This is a genomic window from Mesorhizobium sp. M7A.F.Ca.US.010.02.1.1 (assembly GCF_004023085.1).
Taxonomy (GTDB): domain Bacteria; phylum Pseudomonadota; class Alphaproteobacteria; order Rhizobiales; family Rhizobiaceae; genus Mesorhizobium.
The window spans coordinates 1-20172 of record NZ_RZRV01000005.1 but is presented as its reverse complement, the minus strand read 5'-3'; the positions used below and the strand labels follow the sequence as shown (position 1 = coordinate 20172).

The following is a 20172-nucleotide window of genomic DNA, read 5'->3' as shown; positions in this document are numbered from 1 at the left end:
TTCTACCTCGCCAATGTCAGGTCGACGAAGCCGTCGACGAACAGCGACAGCATGGTGCCGACGGCGAAATAGAAGATGATCATGCCGCCGGCGATGATGAAGGGCTGGGAGATGAAATAGATGGGGATCTGCGGGGTCAGCTTGTTGACGAAGCCGATCGTCAGATTGACGAGAATGGCATAGGCGACGAACGGGCTGCCGAGGCGGATGACCAGGAAGAAGGTGTCCGACACCGTGTCGGTGACATCGACAAGGGCTGCCTGCGGGTTGAAGAAGATGTTGACCGGCGCGACCGTGTAGGAGGAAACCAGCGCGCGTATTATTTCGTGGTCGAAATCGAAGACGAACAGCATCAAAAGCGCCGAGAACGAGATGATGGCGGCAAGGGCTGCCTGGGGTTCGGGCTCCTCGATCGCCGGTCCGCCGCTGCCGCCATAGCCCACCAGCATGGCGATGGCCGAGCCCATGAAGCGCAGGGCTTCCATGTAGAGCCTGGTCATGGCGCCGATCAGGCCGCCGACCAGAAGTTCCGAGATGATCATCGGCACCAGGATCTGGGGGCGCGGGTCGACGAAAGGGAAGATCTTGTCCCACAGGAAGGCGAGCAGGCCGCCGGTGGCGGCGACCGCCACGAACAGCCTGACCTGGACCGGGACGCGGGCGCTGGACAGGCCCGGCATCAGCATGAAGCAGGCGCCAATGCGGCAGAAGGCGAGGAACGCCGCGATGACGACGCCTTGCGAAAGCACGCTCACGATATGGTTCCGAGCACCTTGATCTCGACGCCCTTGGCGATTTCAACATGGCTGAGCACCGGCAGCGTGGTGAACAGGCGCTCGATGATCATGCGCACATAGGGGCGGGCGTCGGGCGCGGTGACGAGGACGAAACGCTCGCCGGCTTCCAGATATTTCTTGATCGCCTTGGTCGCGTCCTGGCCGAACTCCTCGAGCTGGCGCGGGTCGATGTCGAATTCGCGCACCTCGCCCTTGGCGTCGCGCTTGAGGCTCTGGTGGAAGGCGAGGTCCCAGCGGTTGCCGAGGCGCAGCACCTTCAGCACGCCGCCCTCGGACAGGTCGCCGCAGATCTGCTGGGCCATGCGGATGCGGACATGCTCGACGATCTGCTCGGTGCGGCGCACATGCGGCGCGATCTCGGCGATCGCCTCGATGATCAGGTGCAGATTGCGGATCGAGACGCGTTCGGCCAGCAGCAGCTTCAGCACCGCCTGCAGGCCGGGATAGGAGATGTGCGTGGTGCAGATCTCGTCGGCGAGCTTGCGGTACTCCTGGTCCTGGCGTTCGAGCAGCGCCTTCATGTCCTTGTAGGACAGAAGCTGCGGCAGGTTGTTGCGGATGACCTCGGAGAGATGGGTGAGCAGCACCGACATGTTGTCGGCGAAGGTGTAGTTCTCGCGCTTCAGATCCTCGGCGAAGGCTTCGACCACGGAATAGGCGCGCATGCCGAAGGCCGGCTCGCGGATTTCCTCGCCCGGTATCTCGGGGATGTCGCGGTTGCCGAGCAGCACCATGATCTCGCCGACGCGCATCTGATACTCGGCCACCACGGTGCCGTGCACCTTGATCTGGTAGCTCTTCGGCGGGATGGCGAAATCGTCGGCGACGCGCACCTCCGGCACCACGAAGCCATATTGGGTGGCGAATTTCTTGCGCATCTTGCCCATGCGGAAAACCAGTTCCTGATGCGACGTCAGCAGCCTTGTCGACAGCTGCTTGCCTATCAAAAGCTCGATCTCGGCGGTGGCGAGCGAGGCCTTGACCGAGTTCTTCTCCTCCTCGACCTTAGTCGCCTTTTCCTGGTCCTTGATCGCCTCGGCTTCGGCGACGGCGCGGTTGGCGCGCATCGGGATGACGTAGCCGAGGCCGGCCATGCCGGCGGCCAGCGCAAAGAACGGGAACAGCGGCAGGCCGGGCATCAGGCCGAGCAGCACCAGCAGCGATGCCGCGACATAGAGGGCGCGCGGGTGGGCGCCGAGCTGGCCGAACACCGCCTGGTTGGTCGAGCCGCGCGTGCCGCCCTTGGAGACGAGCAGGCCGGCGGCGAGCGACACGATCAGGGCCGGGATCTGGGTGACGAGGCCGTCGCCGACCGACAGCTTGATGAACACGTCGGCGGCTTCGCCCATGCCCATACCGTGCCTGATGTAGCCGATGGCGATGCCGCCGACGATGTTGATGGCGGTGATGATGAGGCCGGCGATGGCATCGCCGCGCACGAACTTCGAGGCGCCGTCCATCGAGCCGAAGAAAGAAGATTCTTCTTCCAGTTCACGGCGGCGCAGCTGCGCTGTCTTGTCGTCGATCATGCCGGCCGACAGGTCGGCGTCGATCGACATCTGCTTGCCTGGGATGGCGTCGAGGGTGAAGCGGGCGCCGACTTCGGCGATACGGGTGGCGCCCTTGGTGATGACGATGAAGTTCACCACGATCAGGATCATGAAGACGATCAGGCCGATGACGAAGTCGCTGGCCATCACCAGCTTGGAGAAGCCGGCGATGACATAGCCGGCGGCATGCGTGCCCTCATTGCCATGCGACAGGATCATGCGCGTGGTGGCGATGTTGAGCGACAGCCGCAGCATGGTGGCGATGAGCAGCACGGTCGGGAACGACGAGAAATCGAGCGGCCGCTGGATCCACAGCGCCACCATCAGGATCAGCACCGAAAGTGCGATCGAGAAGGCGAGGCCGATGTCGATGAGAAAGGCCGGAATCGGCAGGAACAGCACGGCCAGGATGATGACGATGCCGATGGCGAAGAAGACGTCGCGGCCGTTCTTGGCCACCGCGCCGGGCTGAATGCTTTCGCTGATCGCCATATCGTCCTCAAACCCCATAGACTGCCGAGCGCGCGACAGCCCTGTGAGGGTAGCCCGCCAAGCTTGCGCGAGGGTGGGAGACTGGCTAGTTCGAACGATCATGCGCAGGTCGCCGGTCGGCCGGCTCGCAAAGAAGGGAAAACCCATGCTTCTGATCATCGGCACCATCCGCTTGCCGCCTAACAAATTGGAGGAAGCCAGGCCCGCTATGGAACGCATGGTTTCCGGCAGCCGCGCCGAGCCCGGCTGTCTCGAATATTCCTATGCGCAGGATGTTTTCGATGCCGGGCTCATCCGGGTCACGGAAGTCTGGAGCGACAGGACAGCGCTCGATGCGCATTTCCGCTCGGCGCACATTGCGGACTGGCGTGCGAGCTGGCCGGCGCTTGGCATAGGCGAGCGCAACCTCGTGCTCTATGAAGCCGGCGTGCCTATGCCGACCTGAACGGTCCATCGGCCGATCGATATCGCGCCCGCTGTCGCCAATGTGGTGTCTGTCGGCATTGTGGTTGCCATGCCGTGCCGCCGGGCGTATCAGGCTGGCTTTCCACTGCCTTTCGATATCGGCGAGCCGCCCCGGTGCTTTCCAGAAACCACAGCGAAGTCTACGCCCGCCGGCTGCGCGCGGTGCTGATCAGGTCGTTGCCTCTGCTTGAGGCACGCGGCATCGTGGTCGTCATTCTCGCCGGTGTCGTAGGCGTGATGGCTGGCATATTGGTCACGGCGATGAGCCAGATCGTGCAGGACCTGCACGGGCTGCTGTTCGGCGTTCAGCCAGGCGGCCGGCTTTCCGGCATGTTCTCGCTCGCCAATCCGATGCAGGCGCTGATACCGGCGATCGGCGGCATGCTGCTGGGGCTGACGGTGGTCTGGCTCAGGATACGGAAATTCCGCACGCCGATCGACCCGATCGAAGCCAATGCGCTCTATGGCGGGCGCATGTCGCTGACCGACACCTTCATCATCGCCGGCCAGACGATGATCTCCAGCGGTTTTGGCGCCTCGGTCGGGCTGGAAGCCGGCTATACGCAGGTTGGCTCCGGGCTGGCATCGCGGCTGGCGGGCATCTTCAGGCTGCGCCGCAACGATGTCCGCATCCTGGTCGGCTGTGGTGCGGCCGGCGCCATCGCCGCCGCCTTCGATGCACCGCTGACCGGCGCCTTCTACGGCTTCGAATTGGTCATCGGCATCTACTCTGTCGCCAATGTCGCGCCGGTCTTGACAGCCGCGATCTGCGCCTCGCTGACCGCCGAAATGTTCGGCGGCGTGCCGTTTCCGCTCGAGCTTTCGGGCCTGCCGGCGCTCACCGCCAGCCAGTATGTGCCGTTCCTGCTGCTCGGCCTGCTCGGCGGTGCCGCCTCGATCGCCATCATGCATCTGGTGACGTTAATCGAACGTGGTTTTGCCAGACTGTCGATCGATGCGGCGCTGCGCCCCGTCATCGGTGGCGTCATCGTCGGGCTGCTGGGTCTTATCACCCCGCAAGTGCTGTCCAGCGGCCATGGCGCGCTGCATCGCGAATTCTCGATGAATTACGGGCTGGCCGTGGTGGCCAGCGTCTTCGTGCTCAAGCTGACGGCGTCGGCGGTGTCGCTGGGGTCGGGTTTTCGCGGCGGATTGTTCTTCGCCTCGCTATTCCTCGGCGCGCTGCTCGGCAAGGCATTCGCGGATGTGATGATCGTCGTCTCGCCGGCAACCGGCATCGACCCTGCTGTTGCCGCCGTCGTCGGCATGACGTCGCTCGCCGTCGGTGTCGTCGGCGGTCCGCTGACGATGACCTTCCTGGCGCTGGAATCGACCCGCGACCTGACGCTGACCGGCGTCGTGCTGGCCGCCTCGATCATGTCGGCGATCCTGGTGCGCGAGACCTTCGGCTATTCGTTCTCGACATGGCGCTTCCATTTGCGCGGCGAGACCATCCGCAGCGCCCACGATGTCGGCTGGATGCGCAGCCTCACAGTCGGCTCGATGATGCGTAAGGACATCAAGACCATCTATGCCTCGACGACCCTGGCAGCCTTCCGCAAGCAAGTGCCGCTCGGCTCTGCCCAGCGGGTCATCGCCGTCGACGTGGGCGACCACTATGTCGGCGTGCTGATCGTGGCCGAACTGCACAGCGATCCTTCCGATGGCGAGGTGCCGGTGCGCGATCTTGCCAAATACAAGGACGCGGTGCTGGTGCCGAGCATGAACGTGCAGGCCGCCGCGGAAACATTCCAGCGCGCCGGCGCCGAAGAACTCGCTGTCGTCGAGGATTTCACCGACCACATCGTGCTGGGCCTGTTGACCGAAGGCCATCTGATGCGGCGCTATGCCGAGGAACTCGACAAGGCGCGCCGGGACCTGTCGGGCGAGGGGTGACGGGAGGGCCAAGCGGGGTGCCTGCGACAGGGCGCGCGGTTGCGGAGCCCTAATGCTCGATAGGTCCCTTGGCCATCACAAGCGCTGTGCCCGCAGTGGTCGGGCGTTCGATCATGCGTCGCACGCGCGGCGGTTCGTCGCCGCTGTGCAGGGCCCGCACGCGTTCGCCGATGACAGCGTCGGCATGGGTGATGCGTCCATTGTGCCTGATATATTCGATCCAGGTCGGCGTGTGATAATGCTCGATCCATACGGTGGGATTCTCGAGATCGCGCGCCAGTGTCCAGTTGCGGGCGCCGTCACGACGGCGGATGCGGCCGCGTTCGGCCATGATGGCGAGGAACTCCGGTTCGTCCTCGTGCCGGATCACATACTCGATCATGATGGCGATGGGACCACTGCGCGGCTTCAGGTCAAGCGCAAGGTGCGGTTCCTTGAAGCGATTGAGCGGGTCGAGGTTGAGCACCTGCTGTTGCGGCAGCGGGAGCAAAAGACCGATGGCGCCGCCGGCCAGCATGGCGACGCTGGCTGCGATCAGCGCGGTTTCGGCGCCGTGCGCATCGGCGACGACACCCCAGATCCAGCTGCCGAGCGCGATGCCGCCGAAAGTCGCGGTCTGGTAGACCGACAGCACCCGGCCGACTACCCAGCGCGGCGTCGCCATCTGCACCGTGACGTTGAAATGCGAAAGCGCGATCACCCAGCAGGCGCCGCCGACAAGCAGGCCGAGCGACGTCTGCCAGGCATGCTGGCTGACGGCGGCATTGAAGGCGCAGACGGCGAAGCCGGCGAAGGCACAGCGCACCATCGTCTCGCTGGAGAGCAGCTGCCGCAGCCTGACGCTGATCAAGGCGCCGCCGACCGCGCCGATGCCGAAGGCGCCGAGCATGATGCCATAGGTCAGCGCATCGCCCTTGACGACATCGCGCGCCACCAGAGGCAGCAACGCAAGCACAGCGCCTGCACTGAAGCCGAACGCAGCTCCCCTGACCAGCACCTTGCCGATGTTGGGCGACATGGCGACATAGCGCAGGCCGGCGCCCATGGCGGCCCCCAGCGACTCGCGCGGCAAGGTCGACATGGGCACGTCCGGCTTCCAGCGCGCCAGCACGACGATCAGGCCGATATAGCTCACCGCGTTCGCCGCGAAGGCGGCCGCCGCACCGGCCGCGGCGACAATGATGCCGCCGATCGCCGGACCGACGCTGCGCGTCAGGTTAAAGCCCATCGAATTGAGGGCGACGGCCGCCGGCACCTTGTTGCGGGGTACGATATCGCCGACGGAGGCTTGCCATGACGGGCTGTTGAGCGCGGTGCCGCTGTCGATCAGGAAGGTGAAGGCAAGCAGCGTCCATGGCGTGATCAGGCCGGAATAAGTGAACACGGTCAGGAGCACCGACACCACCAGCATGAAGGTCTGGGCGACCAGCATCACCTTGCGCCGGTCGAAACTGTCGGCGATGGCGCCGGCGACGAGTGCAAACAGCATGATCGGCAAGGTGGTCGAAGCCTGGACCAGGGCCACCTGATAGGGCGAGGTGGCGATCGTGGTCATCATCCAGGCGGCGCCGACACCCTGGATCAGGCCACCGAAATTCGAGACGAGACTTGCGCCCCACACGGCGCGGAAAATGCCGTGACGGAAGGGCGCCAGCGCCGAGACGCTCTCGCTGTCCGGCTTTTCGTCAATCATTTGGGTTCCTGCCATGTCGTGCCTGCTCGTCAGACAATCCGTTTGCGCAGACCGTTTGCCGAAAGTAGGGCATGGCGCCGCAAAGGGCAAAAAAGCTCATGGTCCAACAATGGGATAGAGGCGGTCCAGGCCTTGTCTGCAGTGGGTCCGGAGGTGCCGCGGGGATCAGCGGCGTCTGTCTTCAGACAAGGGCGAACGGCATGGCGCGCGGGCACACCTTCCTGGAACAGGTTCAGAACCCGTTCTGGATGCGCTCGAAGATGACGTTGGTGAAGGCCGATATCTGGCTGCCGATGAAGGGGCCGGTCAACGCCACCACCAGCATGATGGCGACGATCTTCGGCACGAAGGTCAAGGTGATCTCCTGCACCTGCGTGAGCGCCTGGATGAGGGCGATGCCGATGCCGACCGCCATGGCGACCAGCACCACCGGAGCGGACGCGACGAGCACCGTCCACACCGCGTACTGGACGATGTCGAGAGCGTCGGCCTCATTCATGGGACTGGCTCTCTGTCGAAAGCGTCAGCTTGCTGCCTTGACAGAGACTCCCGGGCCGACCGCGACTTCGGTGCCGTTCTGCAGCACGGCGATGAGACCGTTGCTGGCGAGGCGCACCGAAGCCACGGTGCCCGTCGTCAGGCCGTCGGCGGAGGTGATCGAGCGCCCGATCAGTGCGTCGGCCTGCGACAGCGCCGAGGACTGCATGATCTGATTGAGCTTGGTGTTGGTCTGCACCGACTGCTCGACCTGAGAGAAGGTGGCGAGCTGGGCGACATATTGCGTCGAATCCATCGGCTTGGTCGGATCCTGGTTCTTCATCTCGGCGATCAGAAGCTTCAGGAAGGACTGGTAGTCGACCGCTGTCTTCGAGGTCGACGCCGTGGCCTGATTGGCGCCTGTCGGAATCGTCGTCGTCATGTCCACGTTCATCAGTATCGTGCTCCCACGGCCAGCGGGCGCTCGGCACCCGAAACATCGTCATTACCACCCAGCGCGCGGCGTTCGAGCGGATAAAGCGCGCGGATCGCCTTCAGCGCCTCGTAGATATGATCCTCGCCGACCATGCGGTCGATCTGTTTCAGCGCGCTGCAGATCTGGGTGTCCTCGAAGCTTGCCAGAAGCAGCGGCAGCGAACGGCGGAACATGTCGCGCGCGGCGGCGGCGCCCGCCGGGTTCATCAGCATGACCTGCAGGATGAAATAGAGCTGCTTGAGCGGTGTCGAGGCATCGTCGACCTGAATCACGTGGCTTTCGAGCAGGAACTGGACGTCGTTCATCAATTCGACAGTGACCTTGCGGTCGACCCGGATGACGGCGCCGTTGATGTAAATCTTTTCGTTCGGCTTGAGCGATATCTTCAGCGTGTTGGTCATTGAATGCCGTCCCTGATGATCTGGGACACCTCGATCAACCCTTCGAAATTGTTGGTGCGGCCCTGACGGATGTCCTCCGCCTCGCGCAGCAGCCACAGGCCGATGGAAATGAGGTTGGCGCGCAGTTCCTTGGGCAGGGCGTTGTCGCTGGAGCCAAGATCCTCGACGAAGGCGGTCCAGACGCGGTTGGTGAAGTGAAGCGCCTCGATCGCCTCCATCGAATCGTGGCCGGCCGCTGCTGCCGCCGCCAGCATGTCGATCGAGCGGGTCAGAAGCTCCCGCTCGCGGTCCTTCGCGTCGGCAACGGAGTTGCTCTGGATGTCGGCGTAGGAGAATTGGTACATCGTTGGGGCTCTACCGTTCCGTTAAGCGTTGTCAGGTCAGGTAATTCAACAGGCTGAGCTGCTGCAGGCGTGCGGTCAACGCGAAAGACGTTTCGATGTGCTGTGTCAGGTCCGCGACCCGTGTCGCAGCTGCCGCCGGATCGACGGCTTCCAGATCGAGAATGTGCCGTTCGAAAAGGTCGACCTGCGTTTTCATCCGATCGTTGGCATCGGAAACCCGCTTCTGGACGATGCCGGTCTCGGATTGAAGCTGGCCAATGCCGCTCAGCGCTTCGCCAACCAATGTGGTCGAGCGGCTGACAACCGTATTCTTCGCCGCCTGGCTGATGTTGCTGGACATCAGGCTGCTGACCATGGCTGCCGCCATGGCGAGTTTCTGAATGCCATCGCTGTTGGCGCTGGTCGAAGTCGGTGTGGTTTCGTTGAGTGCGATGCGGCTGACGATCTGCTGGTCGGTGGCGTTCGACCAGTTGCCTTGCCAACCCGCGCCCGTGAACTGCGGCACGACATCATTGGTGATGAAATCGTCCATCTGGGCAGCCGTGATGTTGGCCGCTGCCGGGTCGTCCTGGGTGAAACCGAAATTGGTGAGGAAAGCGGTATCGAATGCAGCCTTGGCAGGAGAGCCGGCAGCGGTGAAATCGTTGATCGGCTTGACGTCTGTGTTGGTGCCGGCAAACAGATATTCACCATTAACGCTGGTGTTGAGGATCGAGGTCAGCTGCTGGATGGTCGCCTTGCCGGAGTCCCGGGTGAGGCTGTTGGACGAGTCGCTCGAGGAAGCGGTGGTCAGGGCGGACAGGAAGGTCTGCGCGGCGGTGGAGAGCTGACCAAGCGAGGTCTGCGTCGAGGAAAGCCGGGCGCCGACCAGGCCGTTGGAATCGATGATGACGTTGAGCCGGTCAAGATCGCGCTGGAAGGTGACGGCCTGGGTGGTGCGCCCACCGAGAGCCAGGCCGACGTCAGCGACCCGGCCCGTCGAGGATTCTTTGGTGGCTTTGACGAGTTCGGCCTGCATGCGCATCTGCTGGGAGCGCATGGCATTGGAGATTGCGGCCGAGGAGACTGAAGTCATGGAATTATCCCACCGCGTTGAGCAAGGCCGTCAACATGTCGTCGACGGTTTTCATCATCCGGGCTGATGCCTGGTAGGTGTGTTCGAGGTCGAGCAGCAGCGACATTTCCTGGTCGACATTGACCCCGGTCGCGTTGGACAGCGCCTCGGCGCTGCGCGATGCCAGTGCTTCCTTGGCGTCGGAGGCGGTCGAAGCCTGCTGGCGCACGCTCTCGAACCAACCGATCGAACTGGCGGCGTAGTCGGATACGCTGGAGGTTGCCGAAACGCCGGCGGCGGGGTCGAAAGTCATCGGCTGGTCGAGTCGGTCGCCATAGGCAACCAGAAGGGTGGAATAGGACGCGCCGCCGCCCGTGTTGGCGACATAGGCAGCACCATTGGCGCCGCCGTCGCGCAGCAGCGTCGGGTTGCCGCCGGTGCTCGGGTCCATCGCTGCATTGACGCTGATGGACGCGGCAAGGCCGGTGACCAGCGTGCCGGCGGCCGGCACGGCCGGCGCCCCCGACCAGGTGAACAGGCCGGCGGCATTGGCCATCGAGGGTGCGGTCTCGGCAAAAGCGGTGATCAGGCCACGCGCGGTCTCATCGAGCTGGCTCTGCATGGTCGAGGCGACGCCGTCGCGCAATTGCAGCAGGCCGGCAAGCGTGCCGCTGGCGCTGGTGTTGCCGCCGGCTCCCGCCGAGATCGGCACGTTGTCGATGTAAACGGCATTGCCGGCGGCACCCGCGGTATAGCCTGCCGACGCCGCGAAGGTGACCGTACGCGGTATCGTCTCGAACAAAGTCGTGCCGTCACCGGTGGTGATGACCATGTCATTGTCGCCTCGCGTGAAGGTCGACACCGGGACATAGTTCGAAATCTTCTTCAAAAGCGCGTCGCGCTGGTCGAGCGCATCGGAAACGTCGGTGCCGGAACGGGTTCCGGACATGACCGCCGTGTTGGCATCCTGGAACTGGCTGAGCAGCGAGTTCAGGTCATCGACGGCGGTGGCGATCTGGCCGTCGGTCTGGGTGCGGAAATCCTGGACTGCCTTGGAGCCCTCATTGAGCGAGCGCACGACCTGCTTGGCGGCGTCGATGACCGAGGCGCCGAGGTTCTGGTTCGACGGCGAGGTGGCGTAGAGCTGCAGCGCCTGCTGCAGGTTGGCGATCGCGGTCGAGGGCGAGGACGCATTGTCGACGCCATTGACCGCAACGCCCAGCTGATCCATGCCGCTGTAGAGCGCGTTCTGCCCGCTCCAGGCCGACAGCGCGCCGAGATTCTGGCGAAACAAAAGCTCGTTGGCTGCGCGCTGGATATCGACCGAACGCGCGCCCGGCGCCGTGCTGGTGACGACGGCCTGACGGCGTGAATAGTCCGGGTTGGAGGCGTCGGCCACGTTGCGCGAGACAACGCTGGTCTGTCGCGCGGTGTTCATAAGCGCCGACTGGGCGATACTCAATGCGGTAGACAGTGACATGCGGGTCTTTCGCGGGCGACGCCCGTCTTATCTCTTCAGGTTGACAAGGACGTCCATCAGATCGGAACCGGTCTGGAAGACTTTCGAATTGGCGGTGTAGCTGCGCTGTGCCGCGATCATGTTGGTCAGTTCTTCGGCGATGTCGACGTTGGAATTCTCGAGCGCGCCGGAGATGATGGAGCCGAGCTTGCCTTCATTGGCAAAGCCGACACGAACCGCGCCGGACTCGGTGCCCTGCGAATAGACGTTGCCAGGCAGCGCCTTGAGCTGATCCGGGCTCTGTACGTCAGCCAGCGGGATCTTGTAGAGCGGCTTGGTGGAGCCGTCCTTGTACTGCGCGTAGATGGTGCCGTCCTTGCTGATCTGGACCTTGTCGATAGTGCTCGGCGCGTTGCCGTTGACCTGGGCGTCGGAAACCGTGAAGCCGGCGCCAAGCTGGGTCAGCGCAGACAGATCGAGCGAAAAGGCGGCGCCGTTGGGCACGGTGAGGGAGACGCTGTCGACGGCGCCGGTGAGCTTGCCAGTGGTGGCGTCGAACGTCAGGTTGGCCGAGCCCAGCGCGCCACCGGTATAGGGGAATGCTGTCCCGGCCGTGGCCTGAGACTGATCGAAGACCGAGACCTGCCAGGTGCCGGCGCCGGTGTTGGTGAAATAGACGTCGAGCAGCTTCTTGTTGCCGAGATTGTCGTAGGCAACCATGGAGGATTTTGAGGTGTACTGCGCGCCGACAGCATTGGTGGTGGGCAGATTGCCGGCGGCGATCGGGGTCGCGCCGGCCGGCAGGTTGCCGGCATAGCTGCCCTCAGTGCTCGGTGTTGCAGTCATTCCCTGGTCTGAGATGACAACCGGGACCAACCCCTCGAAGCCATTGACCGTCGCTGCCGGTACGCCGTTGTCGTAGCTGTACGCCATCAACTGGAAGCCGGCCGAGTTGACCAGTCTGCCTTGACCGTCGGGAACGAAAGCGCCGGCCCGGGTCAGGTAGGGGGTGCCGCTCGGATCCTGAACGACAAAGAAGCCATCGCCGCTGACGGCAAGGTCGGAAACCGAGGTCGTGTATTGAAGCACACCCGGATCGCTGACCGCCTGGCGGATCGTCGTGGTGACGCCGCCGGAATTGTAGGCACCGCCGGTCGACGGCATGACCAGCGTCGAGAATTCGGCGGAGGAGCGCTTGTAGCCGGTGGTGTCGGAATTGGCGATGTTGTCGGCGACCGTCGATAGGCGGTTTGCCTGGGCGTTCATGCCGGAGACGCCGGTCCGCATCATTCCGTAGAGGCTCATCGAAACGTCTCCGCTGTGTCCATGCTGCTGGCTACGAGGCTACGCCTGTTTTCTTGCGCGAGGCTGGCGCGGCGCTGCATCAGAAGACGAGCCGGTAGCCGAGGAAACGCTTGGAATCGATCGGGTCGGTGCCCAGCTTCTCGCGCAGCTTCTTGCGCAGTTTGCTGATGTGGCTTTCCACCACGTTCTCCTCGACCTCTTCGTCGAAGATGCCGTAGATGGCATTGAAAACCTGGGTCTTGGTGACACGGCGCCCCCGATTGCTCGCCAGATATTCGAGGATGCGGCGCTCGCGGCGCGGCAGGGGGAGGGGCTGACCGTCGATCTCGGGGTCGCGGCCGTCCATGAAGATGCGCATGGCGCCGATCTCGGTGTAGGCGACGTCTTCCTGGGCGCGGCGGCGGATGGCGGTGATGCGGGCCAGAATCTCGCGGATATGGACGGGCTTGCGAATGACGTCGTCGACGCCGCTCTCGAACAACCGCAGCGTGTTCTCCAGCGAATGCTGTTCGCTGAGCGCAATGACCGGAGCGCCGGTGCGGTCGCGGATCTGGCGGGGAGAGATGGAACCTTCGCGGCAGTCGCCGATGAGGAAGGCCCGGACCGAGCGCAGATCGGTGTCCGCGGCCGAGTTCACCCACTCACCGAATTCGCTGGACGCAAAGCCCGCACAGGCGATGCCCTCACGATCGAAAAGTGAATTGTATCCCTCTGTTACGAGCTCGCGCTCGTCAACGATCACAATCATCGGCCCCGCCTTCCGAATCAAATCATTTGCCCCGTGAAGAGAGGCGTATCCGCTGGCGGGAATCCTGAACAACCGTCATTTCTTGTAGCTAGTTTCTTGGGAGTCTGGAATCGTACCGGTTGCATTAGCGGGCGGCCAGATGTGCTTTCGGCGGCAAGATATGATCAAGTCAAACCAACAATTCGGGTTGTACGGTTGGTCTATTAGTAACGGGAAATGCGCTTACGGGTTGCAGAAGCCGCGGGCGTTCGCGGTCCATTTTCCAAAGCCGGTGGCGACCATGTTGGCAATGACGCGGCAGACATAGATCTTCTGCGCCGGGTCGTTGTCGGGACCGGCATGATAGCGGGCAACGGCCATCGACCAGGTCTCGTGACGGGCATGAAGGCTGGCCAGGAAGCGCGCCGCATAGTCGACGTTCTGGCGTGGGTCGAGCATGTCCTCGACGCTGCGAAAATGCGATGCGTGATAGTGGTGATTGATCTGCATGCAGCCCAGATCGATCAGGGTCTTGCCCTCGCGCCGGGCATTGGCGAAGGCGGCAAGGGCCTCGGTCCGGCTCCTCGGAAAGACTGCTTTTCCTTCTATATTCAAGGCATTGGGTTGAAGGCTGCCCTTGTTTCCGGTCTCCGTCAGGCCAACGGCATAGAGGATGCCGGCGGGCACGCCATAACGATCGGCGGCGCGCAGGATCTCCGGCTCGCAGGGGTTGGCCGCGGCTGCGGCGGCGTTTGCCGCGCTAGATAAAGATATCGCCGCCAGCGCGCTCGCGAGCAGGCGAAGTGCCGCGGCCGTAGTCCTGCGCGTCATCGTTGCGTTTCCCTGAGGATTGCTGGCCCGGTTGCTGGCCGCCGGCTCCACCATTGCCGCTGCCCGAATTCCCCGGTTGAAAGGATGCTGGATCGCGGCCTGTCGCCGCCGCCATAGGAGCGGTTGCATCCGTCCGGGTTGTAGCGGGAGCTGCTACCGAAGGTTGCAGTATCGTGACCTTGTCAACCTCAAAGCCGAGCCCCCGCAGTGACTTGACGATGGCCTCGCTGTCGGCCGACAGCCGACGATAAGCGTCATGCGTTTCAGGCTTCAGCTCAATCGAAAGTTGTTCCCCGGAGAGGCGAAGATTGGCCGTCACCATGCCGAGTTCGGCGGGGTGGAGTTCGATCTTCAACACATGTGTCGGAACGGCAACAGAGCTGGCCAGATGGGTGGTCGTGGGTGAGGCTGAAAGCGCCTTTTGCGGCCCGGCGTCGGCGGCTATGGCGTTGATCACATTGAGGGCTGCCTGGCTGATGGGACTTTGCGGCGGTGCGGGGAAACTCCGTTCCGACACCACGTCGATGCGCGCAGTGGACAGGGACTGTTTTCCCGCTTCTGGACGCATCGAGGACTGGACATCCTCGATGCTCTTCATCGCATTCGCGGTGTGCTTCGACCGCACGCCGGGCACATCGGCGGCCGGTGCGTCCGACAGCTTCTGGGCCGCCGCTGCGGCGTCGCGTTTTGGCGCGCTGGAGGCAGCGCTCGGCGACTGACCGTCAAACGCCGTCAAAGGTCCGTCGACGATCGACGCCTGCTCCGGCTTCGACATGGTTTCGAGTGCTTCGCGTCCGCCCGCGGCTTTTGGCCGGTAGGTCTTTGGCAGTGAAGCCTGCCCATCGAGCGCCGGGTCCGACGGATTCTCGCCGGTGGCCGTATTGCCCCCGGCTGCCTTGGCCGTTGTCGCGAAATGCCGCAGGTCATGAAACGCGATCAGCAGCGGCAGGTCGTCCTGAAGCGGCCCGGCATCCGGCGCCGTATCTTCAGCGTCGGCCTTCGCGTTTTCTTCCAAATCGTCCTTGCCGGTTTTCACGTTTGCCACTTTGGCCGAGATGGTCCTTCCGGGCTCGGCCGATGCTGGTTCGGCCCTGGCGTCATGCCCGGCAAGGCCGGCAGCGAGCTTGCTCCAGCGCTGGTCGCGCGATCCCGCCTCTGTCGAAGGCTGCCGTTCCGGGCGGGCAGCACCGGCATCGTCGCGCAGCATCTCGCCGAAGCCGGCGTCATCGTTCCTGCCGTTCGCGGCCGGCTGCTCCGACGTCGCGCGCGTGGAGGCAAATCCTGGCAAGGCCGAGCCGAGGCTGGTGGTCATTTTGGGGCGGCTCCAAGCATCTGGTCGATCAGGTCGAGCTGTCGACGTGTTCTGGTCATGGCGGCGTCGGTCGGATCGGCGGGCTCTGGACCGGCTGCGGGTGACGGTGCCGACGCTGGCATGACAGTCGCAGGGTCGGCGGATGCCGCTGCTGCCATGTCCGGCGCATTGGCGGCTGGTCCGCCGGAGGCCGCGGTGACGGCGGGTTGCTCCGAGATGGCGCCTTCGACCGGCGGCAGGCCACTGTCATCGGCGCCTTGCGCCGTGGCGATCTCGGGCACCGGCTGCGCCGCGGCGGCAGGAACTGGGGCAGGCTTTTCCGCCGGAAGGGCGGTGGGCGGCGCGACGACCTCGCCGGCAATGGCCTGCGCGGCGTCGAGCAAAGCGCGGTCGCCCTCCGACAGCCGGCTGCGGTCGATCTTGCCGAGCTTGGCGCGAACGTCCTCGATTGTACCCGAGGTGACGGTGGAAAGGCTGGCATAGAGCAGGGCGCGTGGATCGTCCTGATTGGTGTTGCCGTCGCGGCCCTGTTCCGCCCGCGCCGAAGCGAAGGCCGACAAGTCGTTCAGGCCGTCTATCGCGGCCCGGCGGGCGATGCGCAGATAGATCACCTTCTCGCGCTCGGGATCCATCATCGAGGTGATGTCGCCCAGCTTGTCCTGGCTGATCGACATGTGCAGCGCGATGACGCCGGAGACGAAGGAGTCGGCGAACTGGCTGGCATAGGGCGAATAGAGATAGCGCTCGACATATTGGGTGGAAGCAAGGGCGAAGCGTGCCGCGTCGCCTTGCGCGACTGCAAGGCCAACCGAACGGCGAAGTGCCGCTTCCTCGACCAGCGTGCCGGGGCTGAGCAATCTTGCCTCGTCGAGCAGACGGAGTGCGGTCGCCGGTTGATCGCCGGCAAGCAGTGAGCCTTTGACCAGGGCGAGGAAGGCGCCGAGATCCGGAGGCAGCGCCATGGGATCGATCGGCCTCAAGGCTTCGATAGCCTCGCCGGGCCGGCCGTTGAGGTAATCAATCACGCCTTTGGCGATGGCAAGGCTTTGCGGGTCCGTCGTAGCGCGCGACGTGGCCGCTTCGACGGTCACCGGGTTGCCGCCGCTCATGCCGTAGACAAGCAGAGCTCGAAAGTTCTTGGGATCCTTGTAGTCCTCGGCATTCGCCGCCCGCAGGCGCGCATCTGCCATCTCCAGCAGCTTGGCTTGCATCGGCAGGGCGGCATGATCGCCGGCGGCTATGCGGTCCTGGATGAGTTGCAGCGAGCGCACCAACTGATACGGCTGCAGCGTATCCTGGGCGAAACCGGTGGACGGGTGTCCGCCGGCCAGCAGCAACAGGCCAATCAACCGGCGGGTGACGGCCGCTCGCTTCATCCGCCGGTCGCCATCAGGATCTCGATGCGGCGGTTCGCGGCCGCCAATGGATCGGCTGCTATTTTCGGCTGGCGGTCGGCGAAGCCGGCGACCTCGGTGATGCGGCGTTCGTCGACGCCGCCGCGCACCAGCATGTAATAGGCGGAATGCGCGCGCGCCGTCGACAGCCGCCAATTGTCGTAGCTGTCGCTGCGGAACGGCCGGGCATCGGTGTGGCCGTTGATGCTGATGGTGCCCTTCTGGCTGTTGACGATGCGGCCGATCTTCTCCATCGCCAGCACCAGTTCGCGTCTCGGCAACGCCGAGCCGACCTCGAACATGCCGAAGTCGAACTGGTCGGTGATCGAGATGACGACCCCCTTGTCGGTGGCTTCGACTGAGACGCCGTCGTGCAGCTTGTCGCCGGGCTTGAAGGCATCGGCCAGCTGCCGCCTGACGTCGGCCGCTGCCTTGACGGCAGCCGCGGTTGGCGCCTTCTCGCCGACGTCGGGCTTGGTGGCGTTTTGCGTCTCGGCTTTTGCTCCGCCCGCGACCGTGGTGCCGTCCGGTTTGGTCTCGCCGGCCATTGCCGTGGCAGGTTTCGCGGCCTGCTTGCCGGTCGCGTCCTTAGCCAGTGGCTCGAGCGGTGCCGCGACAGGCGGCACGGCTTTGACTTTGAGCACTTGCGTTTCGGCGGTCTTGTCGCCGGGCTTGGCCGGATCGCCCTCGATCTTGGTGCGCTCGGCGCTGGCTTCGGCGCCGGGCGCCGCGACCTGCTGCGACCAGAAATCCGGCTCGAAGGGATCGCGGTAGGAGGCGCCACCGGAGGCGCCGGTAGCCGGTCCGGCAGCCTGCACGCCGCCGTCGCCTTTCTGGCTGACATTCTGCATGACGCCGGTATCCGCGGCGATTTCCGAAAGCACCGCGTAGGGGTCGGCGAAGAGATGATCGTCGGTGCGTTCCGCCTGCTGCGGCTCCTGCTTGTCCTGCTTGCGGTCCGACGCGCCCGCGCCGGCATTGCCGTTCTGTCCGGCTTTGCTGGTCGCCTCTTGCGGATCGTCTGCCGTCAGCCCCATCGCGCGCGGGCCGTCACCGAGATCCTCCAGGCCCTTGCGGCTCGAATTTCGGTCGACCAGCTTGACCGGGTTGAAGTAACTGGCGACGGCTGCCTTGGTCTGCTCGTTGGCGGCGTTGATCAGCCACATGACCAGGAAGAAGCACATCATGGCCGTCATGAAGTCGGCGAAGGCGATCTTCCAGACGCCGCCATGGTGGGCTTCGTCATGGTCGTCATGGCTGCGCCGCACGATGATGATCTCGTGGCGGCCGTGGTCGGCGTCTGCGACGCTCATGCCAGGACCTCCGAGAGGGTCGTCGACCATTCGGCCATGCGCGTCTCGAACACCGCCTCGTCGATGGCGACGGTCAGGTCGAAGCCTGGCGCCTCGACAAAATCCAGATTGGCGGCGCGGGGTCCGAGCGACGCCTTCAGTGTTTCGAACATCGAGAGCGGGCCGCGCACGACGATGCGCACCGCTTCGGCATCGCCAACCGCTTCGCGAACGGCGCCGGCCAACGCATCGATCGAACGTTTCTGCAGATCGTCGCTGACGATGCCGCCGATGATGCGGGCGACCGTGGCGGCGACAAGTCCGGTCACGCGCGCCTCCATCGCATCGATGCGCAACGAGACAGCCTTGCCGACATCGTCGCCGTGGCTTTCGAGAAATATCCTTGCTTCCTCGGCACTGGCCTGGCGTTCGGCTTCGAGCGTGGCGTCATGCGCAGCCGACAGGCGGACCTCCAGCGCTGCCTCCGCCTGGGCAACCGCCTCGGCGATCAGCGTGCCGATATCGGCTTGTGGCGCCGGCGTCTCGGGCTTGTGGTCGGGATCGACTGCTGCCCGGGGCTGGCCGGCGCGTTGCGCGCGCGTCCCGAAATCGGGCAGAAGGTCGAAGAGGGCTACGGAGGGCATGGTTTACACCGCCACTTCCTGGGCAGCCCATTTGCGCAGGATCTGCGCGGTGCGCTCCTCGTTGAGATCGACCATCCTGGCAAGCCTGTCCTGCGGCGCCGGCCGGATCTTCTGGCGAAGATCGTCGAGCGGCGTGGGGCCTGGGCGTGTGCCTGGCAAGGTCCCGATCGCGGCACTGTCGGTGGCCGCCATTGCCTCCGGCGTCGGCAGCGAGCGCTGGACGTCGTCGAAGCTGGGACCTGCCAGGGCCGGAGTAGCCTTTGCCGTCAGCGCCGCGGCCATCGGCCTCAGGCCGAAGAAGGCGACCAGGAACACCACGACGATGAAGGCACCGGCATTGATCATCGTGCCGGCATGCTGGCCGATAGAATCGAGCATTCCCGCCTGCGGGATCGCCTCGCCATCCAGGCCGTCGATGAACTCGACCGCCGAGACGTCGATGATGTCGCCGCGCTTTTCGTCCAGGCCGGTGGCGGACGCGACCATCTTCTGGATCTCGGCGACGCGCTTGGCGATCTGCTCCGGCGTGGCGTCCTTGCCGAGAATGGCCGTCAGCCGCTGCTGGTTGACGACCACGGCAATCGACATCTTGGTGACGGTGTAACCGTTGGAGACCGTGGCGATCTTCTTGGAATTGATCTCGTAGTTGGTGATCTCTTCCCTGCGGTCGTTTTGCGAGGAGGATTGCGGACCATCGGTGGCGGTTGCCTGGGTCTCGGGCAGGTTCTGCTCGACGCTGGCCGGAGTGGAAGCCTGCTTCTGGTTGTTGTTCTCGTTGGCCCGCACCGACTGCACCGAGCGTTCGACGCGGGAATTCGGATCGAAGATGGTCTCTTCCGTCTGGCGGGTGTCGGTGTTGACCTCGGCCTTGACGCTGGCGCGGAAATTGTCGGGGCCGAGATAGGCCGTCAGCGCACGGCGGATGTTGTCTCCGATCTGCGCCTCGACGGTCTGCTCGACGCCGAGCGTGCGGGCGGCGCTGGTGTTGGAAGGGTCGTCGCCCGCGGCCAGCAGATTGCCGCTGGAATCGAGAACGGTCACCTTGTCGGCCGACAGGCCGGGAACGGCGGCGGCGACGAGATGGCGGATCGACATGGCGCTCTTCTCGGCGTCGATGCCGGCGTAGCGGATGACCACGGAAGCGGAGGGCTGCTGCTCGTCGCGGCGAAAATTGGCGCGTTCGGACATGACGATGTGGACCCGCGCAGCCTTGATGCCCGATATCGACTGGATGGTGCGGGCGATCTCGCCTTCCAGCGCGCGCACGCGGGTGATCTGCTGCATGAAGGAGGTGAGGCCGAGCGAGCCGACATTGTCGAACAATTCGTAGCCGGCATTGGCGCTGGTCGGCAGGCCCTTTTCGGCGAGCAGCATGCGGGCCTGAGCGGTGGTGCCGGCCGGCACCAGAACCGAGGTTCCATCGGCGCCGACATCGAAGCCGATACCGGCTTCGCCCAGCACCAGGCCGATCTGGTTCACGTCGGCACGGTCTAGTCCCACATAGAGCGTGTCGTAGGCGGGGCGGTTGAGATAGACCGAGGGG

The 20172-nt window shown here is 64.5% G+C and carries 19 protein-coding genes; 2 read left to right on the top strand and 17 right to left on the bottom strand.

Annotation, left to right across the window (positions count from 1 at the left end; all coding sequences use genetic code 11):
• Window positions 1-2: 2 nt before the first annotated feature.
• Window positions 3-755, bottom strand: coding sequence for a flagellar biosynthetic protein FliR (gene fliR, locus EOA19_RS06720; RefSeq protein WP_127290444.1), 753 nt, complete (start codon window positions 753-755; stop codon window positions 3-5).
• A complete protein-coding gene (gene flhA / locus EOA19_RS06715) occupies window positions 752-2839 on the bottom strand; it encodes a flagellar biosynthesis protein FlhA (RefSeq protein WP_127326668.1) in 2088 nt (695 codons plus the stop codon). The genes fliR and flhA overlap by 4 nt, the downstream gene beginning before the upstream one ends.
• A gap of 145 nt (window positions 2840-2984) precedes the next feature.
• On the opposite strand from flhA, the gene EOA19_RS06710 reads away from it, so the two are divergent.
• Window positions 2985-3284, top strand: a complete 300-nt coding sequence (locus EOA19_RS06710) for a putative quinol monooxygenase (RefSeq protein ID WP_128303094.1) — start codon at window positions 2985-2987, stop codon at window positions 3282-3284.
• A 134-nt stretch (window positions 3285-3418) separates the two neighbouring features.
• Complete coding sequence (locus EOA19_RS06705; RefSeq protein WP_128303093.1) at window positions 3419-5200, top strand: chloride channel protein; 1782 nt, start codon at window positions 3419-3421, stop codon at window positions 5198-5200.
• 49 nt (window positions 5201-5249) lie between these two features.
• Here the strand turns inward: EOA19_RS06705 and EOA19_RS06700 are convergent, their stop codons facing one another.
• The 15 genes from EOA19_RS06700 to fliF form a co-directional block, all read right to left on the bottom strand.
• Window positions 5250-6893 (bottom strand): MFS transporter, encoded by a 1644-nt coding sequence (locus EOA19_RS06700; RefSeq protein WP_128303092.1) that lies wholly within the window; start codon window positions 6891-6893, stop codon window positions 5250-5252.
• Between the two features lie 232 nt (window positions 6894-7125).
• Window positions 7126-7392 (bottom strand): flagellar biosynthesis protein FliQ, encoded by a 267-nt coding sequence (gene fliQ, locus EOA19_RS06695; RefSeq protein ID WP_023810020.1) that lies wholly within the window; start codon window positions 7390-7392, stop codon window positions 7126-7128.
• 24 nt (window positions 7393-7416) lie between these two features.
• Window positions 7417-7824 (bottom strand): flagellar hook assembly protein FlgD, encoded by a 408-nt coding sequence (gene flgD / locus EOA19_RS06690; RefSeq protein WP_013529774.1) that lies wholly within the window; start codon window positions 7822-7824, stop codon window positions 7417-7419.
• Window positions 7824-8267, bottom strand: a complete 444-nt coding sequence (flbT, locus tag EOA19_RS06685) for a flagellar biosynthesis repressor FlbT (protein WP_128303091.1) — start codon at window positions 8265-8267, stop codon at window positions 7824-7826. Before flbT ends, flgD begins: the two co-directional genes overlap by 1 nt.
• The gene (flaF, locus tag EOA19_RS06680) at window positions 8264-8611 is read right to left on the bottom strand and encodes a flagellar biosynthesis regulator FlaF (RefSeq protein WP_023810018.1); all 348 of its coding nucleotides are present in this window, start codon (window positions 8609-8611) and stop codon (window positions 8264-8266) included. Before flaF ends, flbT begins: the two co-directional genes overlap by 4 nt.
• Window positions 8612-8642: 31 nt before the next feature.
• On the bottom strand, window positions 8643-9686 hold the full coding sequence (locus EOA19_RS06675; RefSeq protein WP_023810017.1) for a flagellar hook-associated family protein: 1044 nt from the start codon (window positions 9684-9686) through the stop codon (window positions 8643-8645).
• A 4-nt stretch (window positions 9687-9690) separates the two neighbouring features.
• Window positions 9691-11145, bottom strand: a complete 1455-nt coding sequence (gene flgK / locus EOA19_RS06670; protein ID WP_128303090.1) for a flagellar hook-associated protein FlgK — start codon at window positions 11143-11145, stop codon at window positions 9691-9693.
• A gap of 27 nt (window positions 11146-11172) precedes the next feature.
• Complete coding sequence (locus tag EOA19_RS06665; RefSeq protein ID WP_023810015.1) at window positions 11173-12429, bottom strand: flagellar hook protein FlgE; 1257 nt, start codon at window positions 12427-12429, stop codon at window positions 11173-11175.
• Window positions 12430-12508: 79 nt separating this feature from the next.
• Window positions 12509-13177 carry a response regulator transcription factor gene (locus EOA19_RS06660; RefSeq protein WP_128303248.1) on the bottom strand — a complete coding sequence of 223 codons (669 nt, stop codon included), beginning with the start codon at window positions 13175-13177 and terminating at the stop codon, window positions 12509-12511.
• A gap of 222 nt (window positions 13178-13399) precedes the next feature.
• Window positions 13400-13987, bottom strand: a complete 588-nt coding sequence (locus tag EOA19_RS06655; RefSeq protein WP_050592657.1) for a transglycosylase SLT domain-containing protein — start codon at window positions 13985-13987, stop codon at window positions 13400-13402.
• Window positions 13917-15023: a flagellar hook-length control protein FliK gene (locus EOA19_RS06650; protein WP_245486093.1), complete on the bottom strand. Its 1107-nt coding sequence runs from the start codon at window positions 15021-15023 to the stop codon at window positions 13917-13919. The genes EOA19_RS06655 and EOA19_RS06650 overlap by 71 nt, the downstream gene beginning before the upstream one ends.
• A 272-nt stretch (window positions 15024-15295) precedes the next feature.
• Window positions 15296-16675, bottom strand: a complete 1380-nt coding sequence (locus EOA19_RS06645) for a chemotaxis protein MotC (protein ID WP_128303088.1) — start codon at window positions 16673-16675, stop codon at window positions 15296-15298.
• Window positions 16672-18006, bottom strand: a complete 1335-nt coding sequence (locus tag EOA19_RS06640; protein ID WP_128303087.1) for a MotB family protein — start codon at window positions 18004-18006, stop codon at window positions 16672-16674. The genes EOA19_RS06645 and EOA19_RS06640 overlap by 4 nt, the downstream gene beginning before the upstream one ends.
• Window positions 18003-18629: a hypothetical protein gene (locus EOA19_RS06635; RefSeq protein WP_128303086.1), complete on the bottom strand. Its 627-nt coding sequence runs from the start codon at window positions 18627-18629 to the stop codon at window positions 18003-18005. Before EOA19_RS06635 ends, EOA19_RS06640 begins: the two co-directional genes overlap by 4 nt.
• A 3-nt stretch (window positions 18630-18632) precedes the next feature.
• Window positions 18633-20172 (bottom strand): flagellar basal-body MS-ring/collar protein FliF (gene fliF / locus EOA19_RS06630; protein WP_128303085.1); only part of this gene is annotated, 1540 nt, incomplete at its 5' end.